A 21,011-nucleotide genomic window follows, 5' to 3' on the forward strand; every position below is an offset into this window, starting at 1 on the left:
CTCCGACGGGCGGTCACCGACACGTCGCCTGAGGGTTCGAGAGGTGACATCGAAGTGAAGAATCAGGTCCGTTCACCGTCGCGCCGTCAGTGCGTGGTTGCGTGGTACCCCTTCCAGTCCTCGACGAGGGTGAGCGGAACGGGTGTGGGCCGCTCCACCGCCGTCGTCAACTCGATCCGGCGGCCCTCGGCTGCCGCCCGGAGCAGGGCGGTCATCGTCTCCAGCACGTGTAGTGCCATGTCGCCGCCGGCCCGTGCCGGGCGTTTCCCGTCGGCCGTGATCAGGTCGATCAGGCCGATGCCCCGGGACGACTCCAGGTAACCGGCCCGCGGTGGGAGGACCCGCCAGTCGTCGTCGCCGAGCGCGCGGAGGCGGACCTCTCCGTCGAAGTAGTTCGGGTCGGGTACGGCGAGCGTGCCGGTCTCCCCCCGTACCTCGATCGGTGCGGCGGTCGTCGCGACCCCGTCGAAGCTCGTGGTGATGGTGGAGAGAGCGCCGTTGGCGTGTTCGAGCACGCCGGTGACATGGGTGTCCACCTCCACCGGAATTCGCTGGCCGGTCCGTGGACCCGAGCCGATGACGCGCTCGGCGCGTAGGCGGCTGGCGGCTCCGACCACCGCGCGCACCGGTCCGAGCAGGTGGATGAGCGCCGAGAGGTAGTACGGACCCATGTCCAGCAACGGTCCGCCGCCCGGGGCGTAGTAGAAGTCGGGGTTGGGATGCCAGCGCTCGTGCCCCGCGGTGACCATGACGGCCGATGCGGACATCGGGCGTCCGATGAGTCCGTCGTCGATCGCCGCCCGCGCCGTCTGCGTGCCCGTGCCCAGGACGGTGTCCGGCGCGCACCCGACCCGCACGCCAGCCGACGCGGCCCGGTCGATGATCGTGCGGCCGTCCGGGAACGTCACGGCGAGTGGCTTCTCGACGTAGACGTTCTTGCCGGCGTCGATGGCGCCCAGCGAGATGTCGGCGTGCGCCGCGGGGATCGTCAGGTTGAGCACCGTCCGCACGTCCGGGCGGGCGAGCAGGCGTTCGACGCTCATCGCCTCGGCCCCGGGGATCGTGGCGGCCACCGCGGCCGACCGGGAGGCGTCGAGGTCGGCAAGGGCGGCGATCCGCACCGCGGGGTGGTGGGCGAGGGTGTCCAGGTAGGCGCGGGAGATGACCCCGAGACCTACGATGCCGACGCCGTGCGGGTCGCCCACACCATCCCCCTCTCGATGACGGTACGCACACTCGCGTGCTCCAGCACGTCCAGGCTGTGTCCGGGGGTCGTCACGACAATGCGCCCGGCACCCCAGCGCCGGGTCCAGATCGCCGGTGACGTGACCGGTCGGTGCCACGGATGCCACGCCTGCGTGGGGTGGGTCGTGACGGCCAGGACGTCGATCAGGTCGTCGTGCAGCACCCAGTACTGTTCGGTGACCAGGTCGAAGTCCTCGACACCCGCGGTGATCGGATGCTCCCGGCCGAGGTCGGTGACGCGCACCGTGTGCGGTAGGAAGTTGTCCTCCGCGCCACCCTGCCGCTCGCACGGCTCCTTGCCCGGATGCGTCGCGAACTGGCCACCCACCAGGTGCAGGTATTCCGAGGACGCGCGGAACGAGTCCACGATGCCGCCGTGCCAGCCGGTGAAACCCGTACCGGCGCTGACCGCCGCGCTCAGGCCCGCCGCCTCGGCCGAGGTGATCTGCGACATCGTCATGCACTGCACGACGAGGTCGGTGTCGGCCATCTCGGCGGCATCGGCGTAGATCTCCGTCGACTCCTCGACGCGGACGGCATAGCCGCTACGCTCGAGGAACGGGATGAACAACTCGGTCGCCTCGACCGGCTGGTGTCCCTCCCACCCGCCCCGAACCACAAGTGCCCTGCGCTGCGCCACCCTCGCTCCCTCCCACGGTCCGCCGCCACCGGGCTGGCCGGTCCCGACCCCGGCGACGTACCGCCGATACCCGTGCTTGTCGGGCACCGAAACCGTACTCCTGGTGGAGTCTACGGATTGACAGGTGACGAACCGTCCTACCGCGACGGTGGAGGCGAGGCCTGCCGTGGTCAGCCCAGGGCGGCGGCTGGCCTGGTCGCGACGTAGTGGAGGCCCGTGGCCCGGATCCCGTCGGCGTTGATGGCCGCCTGTTCGTCGGCTTCGCTGACGGGGTGCAGGTCGGGGAAGAAGTACGGTGCGTGGGTGCGCAGCCTGGTGTGGAAGCGGGCCTGGAGCGCCCGGCAGATCGCGTCGCCGCGGTGCAGGCCCTCTCGCCCGGCCCAGCCTTCCAGGTAGTCGTCCCAGGGTTGCCCGGAGGCGAGCCACTGCTCGTGGTGGCTGTGCAGCCAGCCGCGCTCGCCGCTGTCGGGCAGCCGGTCGAAGCTCCAGCGCGCGGTCGCCTCGTCGAACCTCTCGTAGGCCCACTCGACGACGATGAGTACGCCGCCCGGCGTGAGCGCCTCGGCGGCCCGAGCCAGGACCTCGTCCAGGTCGGTGACGTGGTGCAGCGAGGTACAGGCGACGATCACGTCGACCGGCTCGCTCAGCTGGTGCTTCTCGAATTCCGTCCGGTGGTATCCGGGTCCGGACGGCGCCACCGGGTCCACGCCCACGGCGGCGAAACCGTGCTCCCGCATCGCGGGGACGAAGCCACCTTCCGGGCCGCATCCGATCTCCAGCACCCGGGCTGGTGCCGGTGGCAGGTGGGCGCGTACGAACGCCCAGCGGGCATCGAGCCAACGCTGCTTGGCGGTCATCGGGTCAGCCGTCCTCGGCGATCAGCTCGCCCTGTTCCGCGGTGACATCGCGGGCGACGGCGAAGGCGACGGCGGTGAACCGGGTGGTCCGGATGAGAGACATTGCTGCACCCTTCGATAGAGTTCGTTATTAGAGTCAGGCTCTAGTGATACAGTGCAGTCATGCCACTGGTCAAGAGCGCCGGCAAGAAGGGCGAGAAGTCCCGGCAGACTCGGCGACGCATCCTGCAGGCTGCGTACGAGCTGTTCGTCGATCAGGGCTACGGGGCCACCACGCTCCAGGGCATCGCGGAGCGGGCCGGTGTCGCCGTGCAGACCATCTACTTCGCGTTCGGCAACAAGCCGTCGCTGCTCAAGGAGCTGGTCGACGTCACCATCGCCGGTGACGACGAGCCGATTCCCACGATGCAGCGGGCCTGGTTCCGCGACGCTCTGGCGGCTGACACCGCCGAGGCGCAGTTGCGGGCACATGTGAGCGGCACCTGCGAGGTGCTTCAGCGGGTGGCACCGATCATGGATGTGCTGCGCGCTGCCGGAGCACAGGACCCAAGCCTGGCCGGGATGTGGCAGCAGGACACCGATCCGCGCCTCGAAGTCCAAACCGCAGCCGCGCGCAGCCTCATCGCCAAGCCCGGCGCCACGGCAGACCTGACCGTCGAACACGCCGCCGACCTGCTCTACGGCCTGCTGAGCCCAGAGCTGTACCTGCTGTTCATCCGCGACCGAGGCTGGACCCCCGACCGCTGGGAGCAGTGGGTGTACGACACCCTGCACGTGCAGCTCTGCCGTTGACGCGGCAGCGGAGGCACCACGCGGCGCCTACTCGCGCCAGCCGGTCAGCTCCACGCCCTTGGCCAGCTCCACCCGGAAGCCGATGGTGATCTCACCACTGGCGCCGGGCGCGAGCGACAGCCGCCAGGCCAACTCCCCCAGCTCCGTACGCTCCGCCGGCGGCGGCACCAGGTTCGTCTCCCGCACCACCACCGCCTCGTCGCGGGACACCGGCAACTGGTCGCGCACCTCGACCGTCGCCGTCCGCGGTGTGTGGTTGGCGACGGTGATCCGGTAGTCCACCTCCCGCCGCCGCGTCGACCCGAGCGTGGCCTTGGTCTCCGAGCGCCGGTGCAGCTTGCGCTCCACCCGCAGCCGGTCGTCGACCCCGAGCCCCAGCTCGATCTCCTCGCCCGGCGCCCACATCGGCAGCGGGGTGGCCGAGACGAAATCGGCGCCGTGGAACACCGCCGCCGCACCGGGCAGCATCGTGTGCTCGGAGGTGTTGCGTACCGTGGCCCGCAGGTGCGCCTCGGCGACGCGGACCGGCACGGTCACGTGGTCCAGCCGGGCGGGCATGTCCAGCACGGCGATGGTGGCTCGGTGCGCGCTGCCGTCGGCCGGCACCGCTGCCGGCCGGGCCGGCCGATAGGTGGCCGCGCTGACGCCCTGCTCGACCTGGGCGACGCTCTCCTTCAGGCGGGGCGGGAGCGCCCCGGGCCGGGCCGGGCCTCCGCCCGGTACCGGCACCGGCATCCCGACCGGCGCCGGGGGCGGCGCCCCGACCGGCCCGGCCGCCGTCACGGGCCAGGCTGGCGCCGGCTGGAGCCGGTCGAGATACCAGGGCGACAGTTCGGGTACGACTGTCGTCGCGGCCGGCCGGGCGGTCGAGAGCTGGAGCTCGCACTCCGGCCAGTCCTCTCCGGTGTTCTGGCTGACCAGCCCGAACCAGGTGACGGTCACGGTGTCCTCGACCAGCCGCAGGTCATAGGAGGGCCGCCACACCGCACCGTCGACCAGGTAGGTCAGCTCCAACTCCACCTCCGCGTCGTCGGCCGTCACCAGGACCGTCACCTCGGCGGCCAACCGGTCCGGCGTCCGCTTGCCGCGCGCGCCGTTCAGATCGCGCTCGACCGCGGCCACCTCCGCGGCCAGGTCGGTGCGCCGCCGGGACAGCCCGCGCCGCCGGCCGCGTGACTCGGCGAGCTGACCGGCCACCGAGTCGGTGAAGGCCGCCACGTCGGTCGGCGCCGCGTCGCCGGAGGCCAACGCCCGGGCGTACGTGCCACCGGCGCGCTCGGCCAACCGGATGAGGAACTCCCCGCGCTGCTCTTCGATGCCGGCCGCGTCCTCGACCTCGGCCAACTGGTCGGTCAGCTCGCGCTGTCGTTGTTCGAGGGTGACGATCTGCGCGTCGGCGCTACGGGCCTGCCGCCAGGTTTTCAGGTCCACACCGAGTACCGTGGCCGCGCCCCGACCACCGACCCGAATGGAGTCGCGCCGCAGGCCGATTGGGAGTGGCGCGACGCGTACACGGTGCTCTCCGGCGGTCAGCCGATGGCTGCCCCGACGGGTGACCCGGGCCCGGTCGGGGTAGACGGTGACGCCGACGATGGGTGCGTCGATCTCGGTGCTTTCCACGTCGCGAGGGTAGTCCACGCGTACCGCGCAGGCGCTCCCTCGCAGCACCGACGGCGGCAGCGGCGGACCTCTAGGCTGCCGTTGTGCTCATGGACGATCGGGTGGCGGCGGCCCGCATCAACGTCCAATGGTGAAGGGCGAAGCGATGGCGCAGCATGAAGTGGCGGAGTTGGCGGGGAATTGGGGACGTCCCACCTACTCCGCTCCGGTCCCCGCTGGTCGGCTGGCTCAGTTCGCAGGCGTTGTGCCCGACCTGCTGCTGGCATGTTGGCGCCACTACGGATTCGCCGGCTTCGGTAACGGATTGTTCTGGTTGTGTGATCCCGAGGTGTGGCAGCCGGCGATCGACGCGTGGACAGACGACCTCGTCCTGCCGAGAGAAGACCGATGGATCGCGGTGAGCCGCAGCGCGTTCGGCGATGTGCAGGTGTGGGGTCAGCAGACGGGTTCGCGGTTGACGATCACCGCCCAGCACGGGTGGGTGATCCATACGGATCGGTCGGGCCGCGTGCTGTCAGACGATGGCCGCGATGACCGGCTCTACGCTCTGTTGATGTGCCAGGACCGCCGCAGTGTTGACCTGCACGGTGCCGATGGGAAGCCGCTGTTCGATCGGATCCTCGCACTGCGTGGCCCGGTGGGACCCGACACCATCTACGGCTTTGTCCCGGCCCTGGGTCTCGGCGGGGCGCTGCGTCCCGACCGGGCGGAGATCGTCGACGGACCCGTGCATCTGGAGCTGCTCGCCGAGCTCTCCGAGCGTCGCGTCGTCGACAACGACGACCTCCTGCAGATGTGGATCGGCCAGTGACCGACCCGGGCGCTGCCGGCGATGCGGCGGTGTGGCGGGCGGTGCGGGCCACCGACACGGGCCTGAATGGACGTGCCGCGCGCCTGCTGACCAGTGAGCCGACCGACGACGCGGGATGGCCGGCCGACCTGCCAGCCGGTGTGACGGAAGTGGTCATCGTCGAGGACACTCCCAGCCCGACAGCCACCCTGAAGGTGCAGACCAGCGGGGACGCCACGCCGAAGATCGCGCGGATCAGGTTCGACCAGCTCGCCGTACGCGCCACACCCGTGCAACGGTGACCGCGACGCCGATGCGGCCCGTACACCTCGTGTTCCGAGGTGTACGGGCCGCACCGTGGGTTCGTGACGACGTCGGGCCGACCGTCAGACGGCCGTGCGGGACCACTGCTGGTTGGTGCCGGTGTTGCAGGTGTACTGCTTGAGGACGACACCGTCCGCGGTCGACGCGGCCGGCACGTCCACGCACTTGTTGCTGTGTCGTGCCCGGAGCTGGAAGTAGTTGCCGTTCGTCACCATCTGGAACTGCTGGTTGGTGCCGTTGCCGCAGGTGTACTGGACCAGTTCGGCACCGTCGGCGGTCGACGCGCTCACCACGTCGAGGCACTTTCCGCTGAGCCGGCTGACGATGCGCCAGTAACCGCTGCCGGCGTCCTGGAACTGCCACTGCTGCCAGGCGTTGCCACCGTAGGTGTTCTGACTGACGCGCGCGCCGTTGTCGGTGTTCGGTGACTGGACGTTCAGGGCCTTGCCGCTGTGCCGCACGTCGACCCGGTAGAACGTCCCCGTCGACGGCGGAGGCGTCGTCGGGTCGCCGCCACCGATGGTGTCGCCCCACGCGTACCGGATCCGGTCCGCGCCGGAGGTGTTGCGGACGGTCAGGTTGAGGTCGGTGCCGCTGCCGGTGAGGGCGAACATCGAGTACCAGTCGTAGCCGATGGTGCCGGTCTTGCCGCCGAGGGCGGGCCAGTAGGTGCCGCCCATCTGGTTGTCCCGCATGACCTGGGCCATGGCGCGGATGTAGCGCACGAAGTTGTCGGTGCTGCCCGCGTCGGCGTAGTTGCGACCGTCGTTCATGGGGCCACCGAACTCGGTCGCGACCGCGCGCGAGGCGCAGTTGCCGAGGCGGGCCTGGATGTGGCTGCGGAAGCCGTCGTAGGTCATCGCGCCGTAGAAGAAGGTGTAGTAGTGGAAGGACAGCAGCGTCGAGTTGAAGCGGCTGTCGTTGCAGATGTCGCGCAGGTCCTGGCTGAAGCCGGTGCCGCCGATCAGCACCCGGCCGGGCACCGCCGACGTGTGGTAGCTGAGCCAGTTCGCGGCGACGTTGCGCCACTCCGTCGAGCTGTAACCGTGCGGCTCGTTCATCGGCTCGAAGTAGACGTTGGCGTTCGAGCCGTACGTGTTGGTCACCGTGGACCACATGGTGTTCCAGGCGGCGAGATTCGTGATCCTGCCGCCGGAGGCGGCGGCGTCCTCCCAGTAGGCGAGGATGACCTTGAAGCCGCGGGCGGTGGCGGCGTCGATGGCGCCTCGGTAGGCCTCCCACCAGGCAGTACCCACCGTATGGGTGTTGATGGGCAGCCGGACGGTGTTGACGCCCATGGTGGACGCCATGTCGTCGTAGATGGCATTGGCCTTGGCCCGCACCGTCGCGTTGCTGTCGGACATGCTCAGACCCTGCACGACGAGCGGGCTGGTCTTGAAGTTGTCACCCAACATGGCCCAGTTCATGCCGCGGAACTGGTTGGTGGCGGCGGCAGCGGGCGACGACGCGACGACGACCACGCCGCCGACCATCGCCGTCACGGCGGCCACCAGGGCGATCAACGTCCGGCGCATCGACCGGCTGATCCGTTTCATGTGTTGTCCAATCACTAGATCGTGCCTCTCCAGGCTCGACAGCTCGAGGGGTTAGCTGGTCACGCGGAAGGTCGCGTCGGCACGGCTCTGCGCGTCGGAGATCGGGTCGAGCCGGAGCAGGTAGGCGTAGTGCCGGAGGTAGCGGTCCGGGTGGCTGTAGGACTGGAACGACGTCCACGAGGAGTTGGCCAGACCGGCGACCTGCCGGAAGGTGGCGTCGGCGGCGAAGGTGGCGGTGCCGTCGTTGGCTTCCAGTCGGAAGTCGAACCCGTAGTGGCGCAGGTAGTAGCCCGGGTAGTTGACCGACTGGATGGAGACCGTGCCGGAGCCGGCCAGGCCGGGCACGACCCGCCACTGGCCGTCCTGGGCCGGGCTGACGTTCGGGTCGATGCGGACGTCGTAGTCGTAGTGCCGCACGTACCGGTCCTGGAAGTTGTACGACTGGATCCGGTTGACGGCGGTGACGGGCCAACGGGCGAGCACCCGGTTCTGTTCGGCGGCGGTCAGGTTGAGGATCGTGCCGTGCCGCTTCTTGGTGCCACCCATGGCGTACGAGCCGGACGCGGGCAGCCGGTAACTGCTCGGGCTCGACGGGTTGGTGGTCAGGACGGGCAGGTAGCCGCGCCCGGAGGAGTACTGGTCGAGGTAGAGCACCCACTCGTCGCGGTTGTTGTACTTCAGCCACATCGGGCCCTCGACCTGGGCGCCGGTCAGCCCGATGCCGGACAGGTTCCCGAGGTTCGTCCAGGTGCCGAGGATGGAGTTGCTGCCCTCGATGGCGATCTGGCCGTCCCGCGAGGCCCGCACGTACCGGTAGGCGCCGACGCCGGCCGGCACCTCGACGATCTGGGTGTCGATGATCTCCTGGTTGCCGGGTCGGTTGATGTAGACCTGCGGCGTGGTGATGCTGCGGAAGTTCGTCGTGCGCGCGGCGTAGATGCGGTGCTTGGTCGCCCCGTTGATCGGGACGTTCGTCGCCCAGTAGAGGACGTAGTCGCCGGTCTCCGGGTTCCAGATCGCCTCCGGCGCCCAGGCGTTGCGTCCGTCCGGGATCGCGCCGGCCACGTTCAGCAACCACGGCGTGGACCAGTTGACCAGATCGGTGGACTCCCACACGACGAGGTTGCGGCTGCCGTTGTTGATCGCGGCCGACCAGTCCTGACCACAGCCGATGCACAGGTCGGTGGCGATGATCCAGTACCGGTCACCGTTGGGTGAGCGGACCAGGGCGGGATCGCGGACGCCGCGGGTGCCGACTGTGGAACGCAGGACGAGCCCGCCGTTGTTGAGGTCGGTCCAGCGCAGGCCATCGGTGCTGTGGGCGAGGTAGATCTGCTGGGCGGTCGACGACTCGCCGGTGAAGTGCGCCATCAGGTAACCGACGGTCGGGTCGAGTGCGGACGCCTCCTTCGGTGTCGCCGCCGACCAGGTGGTGAACAGCAGGCACGCGGCCACCGCGACCGCGCCGAGCCGCGCGAGGACTCTCGACATGTGTCTTTCTCCTTCGCGGAGGGGCATCCGGGTCAGCTAGAGGGTCGGTACGACGGGACGGATGGTGCCGTCGGCGTTGAACTCCATCCGGTCGATGGCAGTCTCCCGGTTGGTGCCGTTGCCGGCCGGAACAGCGAACCGGTGGTAGGCGATGTACCAGGTGTCGCTACCGGGCGCCCGGACCACGGAGTGGTGGCCGGTGCCCTTGATGCCGACGTCGAGCCGCTTCTGCAACACCACGCCGCGCCTGGTCCACGGGCCGAGGGGCGACGGGCCGGTGGCGTACGCGACCCGGTAGTCCTCACTGCGCGTGTCGTTCTCCGACCACATGAAGTAGTACTGGCCGTTGCGCTTGAACACGAACGGCGCCTCGTTGTAGCCCGACGGCGTGCTGACCCGTACCTGCGCGGCGTCGAAGGAGGTCAGGTCCGTGTTCAGCCGCACGGCCCGCGCGACGCCCTGACCCCAGTACAGGTAGGACTGCCCGTCGTCGTCGGTGAACACCATCGGGTCGATCGCCTGCCCACCGGAGAACTGGTCGCTGCGGACGAGCGGCCGACCCAGCGCGTCGCGGAACGGCCCGGTGGGGCTGTCGGCCACGGCCACACCGAGGTGTTTGGCGGTGTTGCCGCTGGCCGCGCCGCCGCTGAAGTACAGGTAGTAGCGGCCGTTGGCGCTGGCCACCGCCGGCGCCCAGGCCGAGTTGTCCGCCCAGGACACGTCCGGGCCGTGGTCCAGGACCACGCCGTGGTCGGTCCAGTTGACCAGGTCGGTGGAGGAGAACGCCTTGTGGTAGGTGCCGGCCCAGCTCGCGTAGCCGTCGGTGGTCGGGTAGAGGTAGTAGCGGCCGTTGAAGACGGCGAGGTGCGGGTCGGCGAAGAGGCCCGGGATGACCGGTCCCTTGGTGGTCCTGGGCGCCCACGGCGCGACGAGACGGAAGGAACTGTCCGCCCGGAACGCGGCCGTGTCCTGGTAGGCGTCGAGCCAGAGTGCGAAGTCACGGTGCCGGATCCGCCGGGTCGGATAGTTGTACGAGGCGAGCGCCACCGAGCCGGAGACCGAGCCGTCGACCGCGCAGAAGGTGGCGTCGGCCCGGAACCCCGCGTCACCGGCGTTGGGGTCGATCCGGAGACGGTAGTCGCGGTGTCGCAGGAACAGGCCCGTCTTGGTCTGGAACGAGTAGCAGGCAGGCGAGGCCAGGCCGTTGACCACGGTGAAGGTGGCATCGAGCTTGACCTGGTTGGCGCTGCTGGAGGTCACCGGATCGAGCTGCCCGAGGTAGTCGATGTGCCGCACGTACCGTCCGGTCTGGTTGACCGCCTCCAGCGAGACGGCGCCGGTCGGCAACGTGGCGGCCTGCGCCGGTCCGTCGGCGACCACCACGAGAGTGGCGGCGGCCACGGCGGCGAGCGCCAGGAACCGGAGGCGGACGTAGCCGTTGGCCCCGTAGCGCAGCCGCCACCGGTGGTCGGCTCTGCCGGTGTCGGCCCAGCGCGGGGTGGCCGCACCGTCCGGCGCCGACGCCGGCCCGCTGGTCGATGCCGCGGACGTTCGCCTGGGAATCACGGTGACGACTCCTCCTCCGGGCGGCCATCGATGTTAGCGTTAACAAGATCAACTCGCCACGCGGTACAGGAGCAATGTGTTCTGCTCGTTAAGTTCGCGTTGCGGACCAGTGTTAGCGATCGCATCAACGGGTGTCAAGGATCGAAGAAGTTCGCTCACCTTGATCGCGCCGCCACGGCCGGCGCTATCGTTCTGGCATGGTGCTCACGTCATCCGATGCCATCGGTGCCGCCTTCCTCGCCGCCGAGCCGGCCCACGGCGTCGACCTCAGCCTGTTCGGACAGTTCACCGGCTCCTGGGCGCTGGACTGCACCGAGTACGACCCCGACGGGTCCTCCACCGTTCGACGAGGCGAGTGGCACTTCGGGTACGCCTTGGGCGGCCGGGCCACCACCGATGTCTGGATCCTGCCGGGTGTCGAACACGGCGTCAGCGTGCGATTCCCCGACCCCGCTGCCGGCGCGGGGGTCTGGCGCTCGACGTGGGTGGGACCGGGACGGCGGCGGACGCACACCTTCCTCGCCTCTCGCGTCGGCGAGCAGATCGTGCTCGACGGCGGCGACCTGCGCTGGACCTTCTCCGACATCGAGTCAGACGAGTTCCGCTGGCGCAACGAGGCACGCCAGCCCGACGGCACGTGGCGGCTCGACCAGACGTTCCGGGTGTGGCGGCAGGCCTGACCTGACCAACAGTAGGCACAGACCGCTGCGGAGGCCGATGGTCGGCCGAAGGCGGACGCGTCAGTTCTGGATGGAGAACGTCGCGACGACGCCGTTGTGGTCGGACCTGGTGGCACCGACGATGTCGTAATCGGTCATCCACATCACCTGGTGACCGGGTAGCCGCTTCCAGAAGTAGACGTGGTCGATGTGCCGATTGCCGTGTGTCCCGGTGCCCTTCTCGCCGTAGAGGTTGTAGTTGGAGCGCAGATTCGGCAGCTCGTTGGCCTCGAAGACCTGCCACGGGAACTTCGCGTACCCGTAGCTCCGGTCGGCGCTGAAGTCGACGTTGAGGTCACCGCTCACGATGACCTGGCCCTCGTCCTGCTTGTCCACCGCCAGGTCCTTGAGGCCTTGGAACTGCGCCTCGGCGCACCTGGTGCGCGGCAGGTCCTCCGGTCGGCCAGCGTTCTCGATGCTGGCCACCGCGTGGGCGTTGATGTGGGTCACGTTGCGGCCACTGGCCTTGTGCCGGTATTTGACCCAGTTGTTGTACCGCGCGGGCGGCACCTCGCCCGGGCCGTTGGTGTCACAGACGAAAATCGACCCCTTGTCGAGTACGTCGAACACGCTCTTCCTGGCGATCAACGCCTCGCCAGCCTGGTTGGTCCCGCCCGGCGCGTACAACCACCAGCCGTTGTCGGCGGCCCAGCTCTCCAGGAACGCCGTGCGGGCACCGACCTCGTTGAGACCGACGAGGTCCGCCTTGGACGCGATCAGGTTCAGGTCGTACACGAAGTCGGCCTGGCTCAGCCCGTAGTAGATGTTCAGCGTCGCCGCCTTGAAGCCCACGCTCGCGGCAACCGCAGGGGTTGCCGGCAGCAGAGCCGCCACCAACGCGACCGCAACCGCGAGAGCGCCCAGTGCGCGGGCCGGCCAGTCCGTTGTCCTGCGCATCGATGTCCCTCCGCACAAGCCGCCGTCGGTGGCGGCCAACGAACCCTATCGACCCAAGTCGACGCGGTGCCGAACGTCCGGTAACGAAGGATCGACAGACCTGGGTCGATCGACGACCATGCTCCGCAGCGATGTCGAGTCGACCCGGCCGCGCGGGAAGCAGATCACCTCGTGCCGCGGTCAGTCGTCCGTGTCCTCGTCCTCGTCGTCGCCGGGCGTGGTCAGGCCCTGCTCGTCGAGGAAGCCCCACCAATCGTCGTTGTCGGAGCCGACCTCGCCGTACCCGGCCCCGAAGACGTAGTAGGCGAGGAACGAGTCGAGGTCCGGCGCGACTTCGAGGAACGTCTCACGCATGAACCACTCGTCGGTGGTCTCCGCCGGCAAGTACCAGACCGCGCCGGTATCGCGTCGGATCAGCAGCGGCTCGTCACTCAGCGTGCCGAAGACCAGCCACTCGCCCGGTTCGTCCGCGACGCCGGTGAACTCGGGCATCAGCTCGATGTAGTACTGGACGTCGCCGAGCAGGTCAGTTCCGCGAAGGTCGAACGAGCCGGCCCGGAGGCCGTTGGTGGTCTCCAACAGCTCCCGGACCGACCGCGGCAGAGCTGCGGGAATCTGGTCGGCCGGAGCGCCGTCGTAGATCTCGGCCCACACCAGCGTCGCCGGCTGGTCCGCCTCCAGGTCGGTGCGCAGCTCCGCGATGAGCTCCCGCAGGTCGGGGTTCAAGCCATTACCTCCATTCGGATCGGCGCGCCATCGGGCAGCTTCTTGATCTGTTGCCAGCTTTGCCGGCCGACATCCCGTGTGTTCCACCGAGAGGGTGGTCAGATCCGGCATCCGGTCCGGCTGAACCTGGTTAGCGTTCAGAGCTGGGGTCAGCGGCTCTGCTGGAACCAGGCGGCGACCAACTCCAGCGGGCGGCGGCGGCCGGTGAAGATGGTGACCGTGTCACGGAGGTCGTAGGTCTGGCGGGCATCCGTGGGCGTGGTTACGAGGCGGTTGAGCATCGCGGGGGCTAACCAGAAGTACTTCGCGGCGCCGGTGAGTTGGATGGCGCGGCGGACGGTGGCGGCGTCCACCGCGCCAGCGAGGCCGCGAAGGTAACCGGTGGTGACCAGTTCGACGACCTCGTCGATCAGGACCAGGTCGACCAGGCCGTCGAAGAACGTGTCGAGGATGAGGTTGGCGGCGTCCTCGCCGAGTGGACCGGGACCGACGAAGCTCCAGTCCAGCAGCACCGGCCCCGAGTCGTCGACGATCAGGTTCGTCGGCCACACGTCGTGGTGGCAGAGGGTGCGGGGCAGCTCATCCGTGGCCCGCAGCACGTCGTACCGGCGTAGCCAAAGCTCTCGGAGGCTGGCCCGGAGGTCGTGCGGCCAGGCGGAGGCCGCGGTGGGATGGTCCCAGGGAATCGGTTCGGTGACGGGGCGGGTCGTGGTGTAGTCGCGCAGCCAGTCGCGGGACAACCATGGCTCGGTGGGGCGCCGGCCCAGCCAGAACGCGTGCCCAGCGCCGAGCCGCTCGGCGAAGTCGCCCAGCGTCGCGGGCGTTGCCGCGGTGCCGGGCACACCGTCGACGTGCTCCAGCCACAGCGCGACCGACCCGTCGGGCCGGTCCGTCCACTCCAGCAGGGCCGGAGCGCGGATGCCCGCCGCCGAATAGGCAGTCTTCGCCAGCCCATCGCGGTAGGCCAGGGCTTCTCGCTGCCAGTAGTTCCAGTGGCCCTGGTCGGTGCTCGCCGCCCAGTGCGCGGGCACCCCGTTCCGGCCCGGCGGTGCCGCGATCTTCAAGATTGTTCTCCGGCCATCGCGGTTCACCCGCCAAATACCACCGGTCGCCCCGTTGAGCGAGTTATGGGTCAGCAGTTCGGCCTCCGACTGCCGCCCTATGAGGTCACCAGGCGGGTTCATCGGCCCATCCTAGGTACCGCCCGTTCATCGGCGGTGAGCACGGACGGCTACGGTGCTGCGATGGCGGTGTGGGAGCTGTGGCGGCAGGATGACAACGGTAACCGGGTCCAGATAAGCGCTTTCGCTGATCGGGTTGAGGCGCTGGCCAACGCCCTGGCGTTGGAATCTGGGGTGGTGCACAAGCAGACCTACTGGCTCCACGGGCCGCCCGAGCCGGTCTGCCGCACGAACCGCGACCTCTATCGACGCCTTGTCCGAGAAGGCGAGGGGATGAACGCCGCCGGACACGGTTTGGACAGGTTCCTGCGCGGCTGGTGGCAGGTTGCCCGGCCGCTGTCAGGTCAGGTCCGGCTGGACCTGGACACGGTTGCCGCGATGGTCACGGCGGCCGGCATGGTCGAGCCGGCGCCGTTGCAGGCCTCCTGGCGATCCGCCGAGTTCCGCTACACACACGAGCCGACCACGTATGCCCACTGGGAAGCCATCGTCCTGTCGCAGATCGCGGACCTGGCCGACTTCGCCGACCAAGGTCCCCTCGACAAGTACGCCTATTTCGGCATTGCCGCGCCCCGTCCCGCCGGATGTGTACGAGCCCTGAGCACCACCTGGTACAACTTCGATCCGAAGGGTTACCTGGAATGCGGGATGGCCGGGGCGCTGGGCGGCTGGAGCGAGGACGACGGCATACGACAGCCGCTTCCTGGCCCACACCCGGAGTTCGTGGACGAACGGGAGCCAGGCGATCAGGCCATCGATTTCCTCGGCTGGGACGATCTGGCAGAGCTGGCCCGATGTGGGCAGCAGTACGAGTAGCAAACCACGTCAGGCGGTGGCCAGGCGAACCATGAACTGGCAGCCCTCCGGGGTGTTGCGCACCTCCACCCGACCGCCGTGCGCCTCCACCAGGCCGTGGACGATGGCCAGGCCGAGCCCTCCGGACGCCCCACCGTCGCCGGGGCCGGGCGTGCGGGCCGGCTCGCCACGGAACGCGATGTCGAACAGTCGGGGAAGGTCGGCCGGGGGGATGCCGCCGCAGGTGTCGGCGACCGACAGCCAGGCGTGGTCCTCGTCGTGGCCGGCCTCGATGCGTACGGTGCCGTCCTCCGGGGTGTAACGGACCGCGTTGAGCAGCAGGTTGGCGACGACCCGGGCCAGCTCCGGCTCGCTCGCGGCCACCGTCGGCCAGCCCGACTCGCTGGCGATCAGCTTGATCCGGCGGGCGTCGGCCAACGGGGTGGTACTGGCCAGCGCGTCCGACACCACCTCGCCGAGCGGCACCGCGGTCAGCGACAACCGCAGCGCTCCCGCGTTGATCCGGGACAACTCGAACAGGTCGTCGACGAGTCGGGTCATCCGGTCGGTCTCCAGGCGGATCCGGCGGTGGTACTCGTCGACGGTGTCCGGATCGCGGACCACCCGGTCCTCCAGCGCCTCCGCCATGGCCCGCAACCCGGCGAGCGGGGTACGCAGGTCGTGGGAGACCCAGGCGACCAGGTCGCGTCGCCCCTTCTCCAGGTGCCGTTCCCGTTCCCGCGCCTGGTCGCGCCAGACCGCCGCGCGGGCCAGTCGACGGCCGAAGTGCCCGCCGACGGCGAGGCTGACCACCCCTGCCGCCGAGACGGTGATCAGCACCACCTCGAGGTCGTGTGCGGAGAGGAACATCGCCTCCGCGACCGCCAGCACCCCCACGGCGACGGCAACCACCGTGGTGGCGAGCAGCACGCTGAGGTGCACGGTGATCGAGCTGCGCCGAAGCGCACGCAGCAGCAGCGCGCCGGCGAGCCCGATGCCCAGTGCCGCGCCGAGGGCGATCGCGAAGATCAGCAGTAGGTCACGCATCGGCTGGCTCGTACCGGTAGCCGACGCCCCAGACGGTCACGATCCGCCGCGGATCGGCCGGGTTGTCCTCGATCTTCTCGCGCAGCCGGCGTACGTGCACGGTCACCGTGGAGTGGTCCCCGAAGTTCCAGCCCCAGACCTGCTCCAGGAGTTCGGCCCGGCTGAACACCCGGGACGGATGCCGCATGAGGTGGACGAGCAGGTCGAATTCGCGCAACGTCAGCACCAGGTCGGCATCGGCGAGGCGGGCGGTCCGGGAGGTGGTCTGCACCACCAGGCTGCCGTCGAGAAGCGCCTCCGGCCGCTCGGGTGGCGGCCCGCTGGCGGCGCGCCGGAGCACCGACCGGACCCGGAGCACCAGTTCCCGGGGGGAGAAGGGCTTGGTCAGGTAGTCGTCCGCGCCGAGTTGCAGCCCGAGGATCCGGTCGGACTCGTCACCCCGCGCGGTCAGCATGATGATCGGGATGCCGTCCGGCCGGGCGCGCAGCTCCCGGCACACCTGTAGGCCGTTGATCCGGGGCAGCATCAGGTCGAGCACGACCAGGTGCGGCACCTGGCGCGCCACCGCCGCCAGCGCCGCTGCCCCGTCCGCGGCGTGGCTGACCTGGAATCCGTCGTGTTCGAGGTAGCGACAGATGACGTCACTGACGGTCTGGTCGTCGTCGACCACCAGCACCCGCTGTGTCACGAACGTCCCCCGCTCCGGCCCGTCGACCTGTCCATCCGCCCAGCGTAGCCAGGCGGTGGGCGCCGACCGCACCGGCGAAACCTAACGAGGTTCTTACGGCTGCGCGGGCCGGCCGGTACGGGCGTACGCGGGGTCCTACGGTGACCGGAATGCGGATACTTGTCACCGGTGCTGCCGGGTTCATCGGCTCCCACGTCGCCGACCTGCTCGGCGAGGAGGGGCACGAGGTGGTGGCCGTCGACGCGCTCCTGCCGGAGGCGCACGGTGCGACGGCACCGCCCTGGGCGCAGCGACACGACCTCGTGGTCGGCGACGTGCGCGACCATGAGCTGCTGACCCGGCTGCTCGCCGGGGTCGACGCGGTCTGCCATCAGGCGGCCATGGTCGGCCACGGCGTCGACCCGGCCGACGCCCCCCGCTACGCCGCCCACAACGACCTCGGCACGGCCACCCTCCTCGCGGCGATGCACGCCACCGGCGTACGCCGGCTGGTGTTGGCCAGCTCGATGGTGGTCTACGGCGAGGGCCGCTACCACTGCCCGGTCCACGGAATCGTCCGGCCGGCCGGTCGCCGTGCCGCCGACCTGGCCGAGGGCCGGTACGAGCCGATCTGCCCCCGGTGCGACCTGACGCTCTCCCCCGGTCTCGTGCCCGAGGACGCGCCGCTGGAACCGCACAGCACGTACGCCGCCACGAAGCTGGCCCAGGAACACCTCGCCGGCGCCTGGGCCCGGCAGACCGGCGGATCGGTCTGGGCGCTGCGGTACCACAACGTCTACGGGCCGAGGATGCCCCGCGACACTCCGTACGCCGGGGTGGCGTCGATCTTCCGGTCGGCGCTGGCCGCCGGACAACCGCCGCGGGTCCTGGAGGACGGTCGGCAGCGGCGCGACTTCGTCCACGTGACCGACGTCGCCGCGGCCAACCTGCTGGCCCTGACGACACCGGCGCCGGAGCCTCTGGTCCCGGTCAACGTCTGCTCGGGTGAACCGCACACCGTCGGTGAGCTGGCCCACGAGCTGGCTTCGGCGATGGGCGGACCCCTGCCGGTCATCGTCGGCGGCGGGCGGGTGGCCGACGTCCGGCACGTCGTGGCCGATCCGGCCCGCGCCGCCCGGCTGCTGGGTTTCACCGCCCGAGTCGGTTTCGCCGCCGGCGTCACCGACTTCACCACCGCGGTGATGCGGGAGCCGGCGTCGGTCAGGACACCGTCCACAGTAGGTGGTTGACGGCGAGAGCCGTGCCGGCCTGGGCCGCCAGCCACCACCGTCGGTGTCCGGGGGGCAGGTGCGCGGTGGCGACCAGCAGCCAGACGGCGAACGGTAACCAGATCCGCTCCACCTCGGCCTTGCTGAGCCCGGACAGGTCCGCCGCGAGCACGGCCACCGCCGCCGCGACGGGCAACCACACGGTGGGGCCGGCGCTGACGATCCGCTGGCGCAGGGCCGTCGGGAGCGGTGGTCGGATCGACACGGCGGCCACCGCCCGGCGCAGCGCCGGCCCGAGCACCGGCCCGGCCGAGAGCAGCAGGGCGGCGAGGTTCGCCCAGATCCAGTAGCCGTACGGGCGTTCCGCCGCCCAGCCCTGGTAGTAACGACGCGCCACCAGGTGGTAGCCGTCCAGCCACCAGAAACCGGCGACGCTGAACCCGGCGACAACGACCGCCACCGCCGTCGCCGCGACCAGGAGCACGCCGAGGCGGTCCCGCGCCCGCAGCAGCACCACGGTCACCACGAGGACCCCGACCAGGACGAACCCGTACGACAGGTAGAGCGCGAATCCGAGCAGCAGCCCGCCGAGTACGGCCCCGGGTCGGCCACCCACCACCAGCAGCGCCAGTCCGGCGGCGATCACCGCCGCGAAGATCCCGTCGGCGGACGCGCCCACCCAGACCGCCCCCGGGAAGAGGACCAGGAACGGCCACACCGCCCGAGCGGCATCCTCGGCCCCGAGCGCCCGCAGCGTCACCGGCACCGACACGGCGACCGTGGCGCCGAGCACCACACACGCGAGCCCGGCGGCGGTACCGCCGCCCAGGCCGATCCGCTCCAGGACGACGAAGAACAGCAACGCTCCCGGTGGATGACCGGCGGCGTGGGTGGACCACGAGTCGGGCTGGAAATCGAGGATCCGATCGGCGTAGCCGGCCACCATCGCACCGACATCCGTCACCCGGGGTACCTCGTGCAGGTACTCGGCCTGCACGGTGAGCCGCTCGGTCAACCCGGCGGACCAGCCGTCCACCAGGGCCAGCGACAACGTCCAGAGCACCGCGCCGAGGTAGCCGACGACCAGCAGCAGTGGCCACCGCGCGGTGGCCCCCCAGCGGGTACCCCGCCAGACGAACAGCGCCGCGACGAGGAGTGCGGCGGGAGTGCCGGGACCCAGATGGGGCTGCCACGCGGCGTAGAGCGGGGCGGCGTCCGCGTGGAGCTGCACGCCCCGATGGTTGAGCAGTGCGCCGACGGTGACGGCGACGACGAGCAGGGCAATCTCGGCGCCGATGACGATCAGGTCGGCGGACCGGGGTCGTCCCGGCCGGGTCATCATGGTCATGGTGACGGCCGACGATACGACCTCCGGCCAGGGATCCGACGGCGCGACGGCGCGACGTCAGGGACTCGTAAGATCCCCTGCCGCGTAAGCGATTCGTAAGGAGCGACGGCGGTCCGGACGGACCGTGGCGGGCCTAGCGTCGCCGGTATGCACACAACGATCGACGTGGTGCTGCCCTGCCTGGACGAGGCGGCCGCACTGCCTGCCGTCCTGAGCGGGCTGCCACCCGGCTACCGGGCCATCGTGGTCGACAACGGCTCGACCGACGGTTCGCCTGCCGTCGCGGCCGAGTACGGGGCGCGTGTCGTCCACGAGCCGAGACGCGGGTACGGCGCGGCGGTGCACACCGGCCTGCTGGCGGCGGACGCGGAGCTGGTCTGCGTCCTCGACGCGGACGGCTCGTTCGACCCGGCCGAGTTGCCCAGGCTCGTCGCGGCGGTGCTCGACGGTCGGGCGGATCTCGCCGTCGGGAGGCGTCGACCGGTCTCGGCGCAGGCCTGGCCGTGGCACGCCCGGATGGGAAACGCGCTGGTGGCCGCGCTGCTGCGGCGGCGCGGCGTGCCGGTGTACGACATCAGCCCGATCCGGGTGGCCCGGCACGCGGCGCTCCTGGGACTCGGCGTTGAGGACCGCGCGTTCGGTTACCCCCTGGAGTTGCTGCTGCGCGCCACCGAGGCGGGCTGGCGGATCCTCGAGCTGGACGTCGCGTACGCGCCCCGGGCCGCCGGCACCAGGTCGAAGGTCTCCGGTTCGGTCCGGGGCACGGTACGGGCGAGCCGGGACTTCGCCGGAGTCCTGCGCGCCGGCGTCGGCGGTGGCCGGTGAACGTCCTGCTCCTGGTCGCGAAGGCACCGGTCGCGGGACTGGCCAAGACGCGCCTGTGTCCTCCGGCGAGTCCCGCCCAGGCGGCCCGGGTCGCGGCGGCGGCGCTGTTGGACACCCTCGCGGCGGTACGCGCCACCGCCGCGACGATTCCCGTGCTGGCCCACACCGGTCGGTTCGCCGATGCCGAGTGCGGCGCGGAGCTGACCGCAGCGCTGGCGGGCTGGCACCTCGTCGCACAGCGCGGCGCCACGTTCGCCGACCGTCTCGCGAACGCGCACGCCGACACCGCCACGGCCTTCCCCGGCCGACCGGTGCTACAGATCGGCATGGACACCCCGCAGGTCCGGCCGGCCCTGCTCACCACCGCCCTGGAATTGCTCGCCGCGCACGGAGCCGTGTTCGGGCCGGCGCTCGACGGCGGCTGGTGGGCACTCGGGTTACGCGACCCGGCGTACGCGGGCGTGTTGCGCGACGTGCCCATGTCCACCGACGACACCGGTCGCCGTACCCTCGCCGCTCTCCGGGAGCACGGCGTACGCCCGGCGATCCTGCCCGGGCAACAGGATGTCGACGACTGGCCCAGCGCGCTGGCGGTCGCGGCCGACCTGCCCGGCACGCGTTTCGCGGCTGCCGTCGAGTCGGTGGGCGGCCACCTGGTGAACGGACGCCTCCGGTGAGTTCGACGATGATCCTCGA

At 70.4% G+C, this 21,011-nt stretch carries 21 protein-coding genes; 8 read left to right on the forward strand and 13 right to left on the reverse strand.

All coding sequences use genetic code 11. The features are described from left to right. Window positions 1–86 precede the first annotated feature (86 nt). The 3 genes from AB0O48_RS31845 to AB0O48_RS31855 form a co-directional block, all read right to left on the reverse strand. A complete protein-coding gene (locus AB0O48_RS31845; RefSeq protein ID WP_357571196.1) occupies window positions 87–1,205 on the reverse strand; it encodes a Gfo/Idh/MocA family oxidoreductase in 1,119 nt (372 codons plus the stop codon). Beyond that, window positions 1,175–1,885, reverse strand: coding sequence for a ThuA domain-containing protein (locus AB0O48_RS31850; RefSeq protein WP_357571336.1), 711 nt, complete (start codon window positions 1,883–1,885; stop codon window positions 1,175–1,177). The genes AB0O48_RS31845 and AB0O48_RS31850 overlap by 31 nt, the downstream gene beginning before the upstream one ends. Window positions 1,886–2,055: 170 nt before the next feature. Beyond that, on the reverse strand, window positions 2,056–2,742 hold the full coding sequence (locus AB0O48_RS31855; RefSeq protein WP_357571197.1) for a class I SAM-dependent methyltransferase: 687 nt from the start codon (window positions 2,740–2,742) through the stop codon (window positions 2,056–2,058). 162 nt (window positions 2,743–2,904) lie between these two features. Between AB0O48_RS31855 and AB0O48_RS31860 the strand changes: the two genes are divergently transcribed. After that, entirely contained in the window at window positions 2,905–3,534 is a 630-nt protein-coding gene (locus tag AB0O48_RS31860; RefSeq protein WP_357255136.1) for a TetR/AcrR family transcriptional regulator, read from the forward strand. A gap of 27 nt (window positions 3,535–3,561) precedes the next feature. On the opposite strand, the gene AB0O48_RS31865 is transcribed toward AB0O48_RS31860, so the two are convergent. Then, a complete protein-coding gene (locus tag AB0O48_RS31865) occupies window positions 3,562–5,154 on the reverse strand; it encodes a mucoidy inhibitor MuiA family protein (RefSeq protein WP_357255139.1) in 1,593 nt (530 codons plus the stop codon). 127 nt (window positions 5,155–5,281) lie between these two features. Between AB0O48_RS31865 and AB0O48_RS31870 the strand changes: the two genes are divergently transcribed. Beyond that, complete coding sequence (locus AB0O48_RS31870) at window positions 5,282–5,965, forward strand: GAD-like domain-containing protein (protein ID WP_365069617.1); 684 nt, start codon at window positions 5,282–5,284, stop codon at window positions 5,963–5,965. Further along, on the forward strand, window positions 5,962–6,246 hold the full coding sequence (locus tag AB0O48_RS31875; RefSeq protein ID WP_357255145.1) for a hypothetical protein: 285 nt from the start codon (window positions 5,962–5,964) through the stop codon (window positions 6,244–6,246). The genes AB0O48_RS31870 and AB0O48_RS31875 overlap by 4 nt, the downstream gene beginning before the upstream one ends. An 84-nt stretch (window positions 6,247–6,330) precedes the next feature. On the opposite strand, the gene AB0O48_RS31880 is transcribed toward AB0O48_RS31875, so the two are convergent. The 3 genes from AB0O48_RS31880 to AB0O48_RS31890 are packed head-to-tail and all read right to left on the reverse strand — an operon-like array spanning window position 6,331 to window position 10,881. Continuing rightward, the gene (locus AB0O48_RS31880) at window positions 6,331–7,824 is read right to left on the reverse strand and encodes an RICIN domain-containing protein (protein ID WP_357571198.1); all 1,494 of its coding nucleotides are present in this window, start codon (window positions 7,822–7,824) and stop codon (window positions 6,331–6,333) included. A gap of 51 nt (window positions 7,825–7,875) precedes the next feature. Further along, window positions 7,876–9,315: a glycoside hydrolase family 43 protein gene (locus AB0O48_RS31885; protein ID WP_357571199.1), complete on the reverse strand. Its 1,440-nt coding sequence runs from the start codon at window positions 9,313–9,315 to the stop codon at window positions 7,876–7,878. A 36-nt stretch (window positions 9,316–9,351) separates the two neighbouring features. Beyond that, window positions 9,352–10,881: a family 43 glycosylhydrolase gene (locus tag AB0O48_RS31890; RefSeq protein ID WP_357255155.1), complete on the reverse strand. Its 1,530-nt coding sequence runs from the start codon at window positions 10,879–10,881 to the stop codon at window positions 9,352–9,354. Window positions 10,882–11,078: 197 nt separating this feature from the next. Between AB0O48_RS31890 and AB0O48_RS31895 the strand changes: the two genes are divergently transcribed. Continuing rightward, window positions 11,079–11,561: a hypothetical protein gene (locus tag AB0O48_RS31895; protein ID WP_357255158.1), complete on the forward strand. Its 483-nt coding sequence runs from the start codon at window positions 11,079–11,081 to the stop codon at window positions 11,559–11,561. A 60-nt stretch (window positions 11,562–11,621) separates the two neighbouring features. Here AB0O48_RS31895 and AB0O48_RS31900 read toward each other — a convergent pair whose 3' ends face one another. The 3 genes from AB0O48_RS31900 to AB0O48_RS31910 form a co-directional block, all read right to left on the reverse strand. Further along, entirely contained in the window at window positions 11,622–12,497 is an 876-nt protein-coding gene (locus tag AB0O48_RS31900; protein ID WP_365069622.1) for an endonuclease/exonuclease/phosphatase family protein, read from the reverse strand. A 180-nt stretch (window positions 12,498–12,677) separates the two neighbouring features. Next, a complete protein-coding gene (locus AB0O48_RS31905; protein ID WP_357255164.1) occupies window positions 12,678–13,223 on the reverse strand; it encodes an SUKH-4 family immunity protein in 546 nt (181 codons plus the stop codon). 149 nt (window positions 13,224–13,372) lie between these two features. Continuing rightward, window positions 13,373–14,287: a phosphotransferase gene (locus AB0O48_RS31910; protein WP_357255167.1), complete on the reverse strand. Its 915-nt coding sequence runs from the start codon at window positions 14,285–14,287 to the stop codon at window positions 13,373–13,375. A 180-nt stretch (window positions 14,288–14,467) separates the two neighbouring features. Between AB0O48_RS31910 and AB0O48_RS31915 the strand changes: the two genes are divergently transcribed. Then, a complete protein-coding gene (locus tag AB0O48_RS31915; RefSeq protein ID WP_357255170.1) occupies window positions 14,468–15,220 on the forward strand; it encodes a hypothetical protein in 753 nt (250 codons plus the stop codon). A 9-nt stretch (window positions 15,221–15,229) separates the two neighbouring features. On the opposite strand, the gene AB0O48_RS31920 is transcribed toward AB0O48_RS31915, so the two are convergent. Both AB0O48_RS31920 and AB0O48_RS31925 read right to left on the reverse strand, forming a co-directional pair. After that, the gene (locus AB0O48_RS31920; RefSeq protein WP_357255173.1) at window positions 15,230–16,246 is read right to left on the reverse strand and encodes an ATP-binding protein; all 1,017 of its coding nucleotides are present in this window, start codon (window positions 16,244–16,246) and stop codon (window positions 15,230–15,232) included. Beyond that, entirely contained in the window at window positions 16,239–16,934 is a 696-nt protein-coding gene (locus AB0O48_RS31925; RefSeq protein WP_357255311.1) for a response regulator transcription factor, read from the reverse strand. Before AB0O48_RS31925 ends, AB0O48_RS31920 begins: the two co-directional genes overlap by 8 nt. Window positions 16,935–17,083: 149 nt before the next feature. Here AB0O48_RS31925 and AB0O48_RS31930 point away from each other — a divergent pair, with 149 nt between their 5' ends. Then, window positions 17,084–18,163, forward strand: a complete 1,080-nt coding sequence (locus AB0O48_RS31930; protein ID WP_357255176.1) for an NAD-dependent epimerase/dehydratase family protein — start codon at window positions 17,084–17,086, stop codon at window positions 18,161–18,163. Here the strand turns inward: AB0O48_RS31930 and AB0O48_RS31935 are convergent. Then, window positions 18,135–19,490, reverse strand: coding sequence for a hypothetical protein (locus AB0O48_RS31935; RefSeq protein ID WP_357255179.1), 1,356 nt, complete (start codon window positions 19,488–19,490; stop codon window positions 18,135–18,137). The genes AB0O48_RS31930 and AB0O48_RS31935 overlap by 29 nt on opposite strands. A 147-nt stretch (window positions 19,491–19,637) precedes the next feature. On the opposite strand from AB0O48_RS31935, the gene AB0O48_RS31940 reads away from it, so the two are divergent. Beyond that, window positions 19,638–20,315 carry a glycosyltransferase family 2 protein gene (locus AB0O48_RS31940; protein ID WP_357255181.1) on the forward strand — a complete coding sequence of 226 codons (678 nt, stop codon included), beginning with the start codon at window positions 19,638–19,640 and terminating at the stop codon, window positions 20,313–20,315. After that, on the forward strand, window positions 20,312–20,992 hold the full coding sequence (locus tag AB0O48_RS31945) for a DUF2064 domain-containing protein (RefSeq protein WP_357255183.1): 681 nt from the start codon (window positions 20,312–20,314) through the stop codon (window positions 20,990–20,992). Before AB0O48_RS31940 ends, AB0O48_RS31945 begins: the two co-directional genes overlap by 4 nt. Window positions 20,993–21,011 lie beyond the last annotated feature (19 nt).

Origin of the sequence: Micromonospora sp. NPDC085948, from assembly GCF_040686315.1 — a bacterium.
Lineage (GTDB): Bacteria > Actinomycetota > Actinomycetes > Mycobacteriales > Micromonosporaceae > Micromonospora.

Coding starts and splice junctions, on each gene's coding strand:
- AB0O48_RS31855 (WP_357571197.1), bottom strand. CDS start 2,742: ATGACCGCCAAGCAGCGTTGGCTCGATGCCCGCTGGGCGTTCGTACGC.
- AB0O48_RS31860 (WP_357255136.1), top strand. CDS start 2,905: ATGCCACTGGTCAAGAGCGCCGGCAAGAAGGGCGAGAAGTCCCGGCAG.
- AB0O48_RS31870 (WP_365069617.1), top strand. CDS start 5,282: ATGGTGAAGGGCGAAGCGATGGCGCAGCATGAAGTGGCGGAGTTGGCG.
- AB0O48_RS31880 (WP_357571198.1), bottom strand. CDS start 7,824: ATGAAACGGATCAGCCGGTCGATGCGCCGGACGTTGATCGCCCTGGTG.
- AB0O48_RS31885 (WP_357571199.1), bottom strand. CDS start 9,315: ATGTCGAGAGTCCTCGCGCGGCTCGGCGCGGTCGCGGTGGCCGCGTGC.
- AB0O48_RS31895 (WP_357255158.1), top strand. CDS start 11,079: ATGGTGCTCACGTCATCCGATGCCATCGGTGCCGCCTTCCTCGCCGCC.
- AB0O48_RS31900 (WP_365069622.1), bottom strand. CDS start 12,497: ATGCGCAGGACAACGGACTGGCCGGCCCGCGCACTGGGCGCTCTCGCG.
- AB0O48_RS31915 (WP_357255170.1), top strand. CDS start 14,468: ATGGCGGTGTGGGAGCTGTGGCGGCAGGATGACAACGGTAACCGGGTC.
- AB0O48_RS31920 (WP_357255173.1), bottom strand. CDS start 16,246: ATGCGTGACCTACTGCTGATCTTCGCGATCGCCCTCGGCGCGGCACTG.
- AB0O48_RS31930 (WP_357255176.1), top strand. CDS start 17,084: ATGCGGATACTTGTCACCGGTGCTGCCGGGTTCATCGGCTCCCACGTC.
- AB0O48_RS31935 (WP_357255179.1), bottom strand. CDS start 19,490: ATGACCATGATGACCCGGCCGGGACGACCCCGGTCCGCCGACCTGATC.
- AB0O48_RS31940 (WP_357255181.1), top strand. CDS start 19,638: ATGCACACAACGATCGACGTGGTGCTGCCCTGCCTGGACGAGGCGGCC.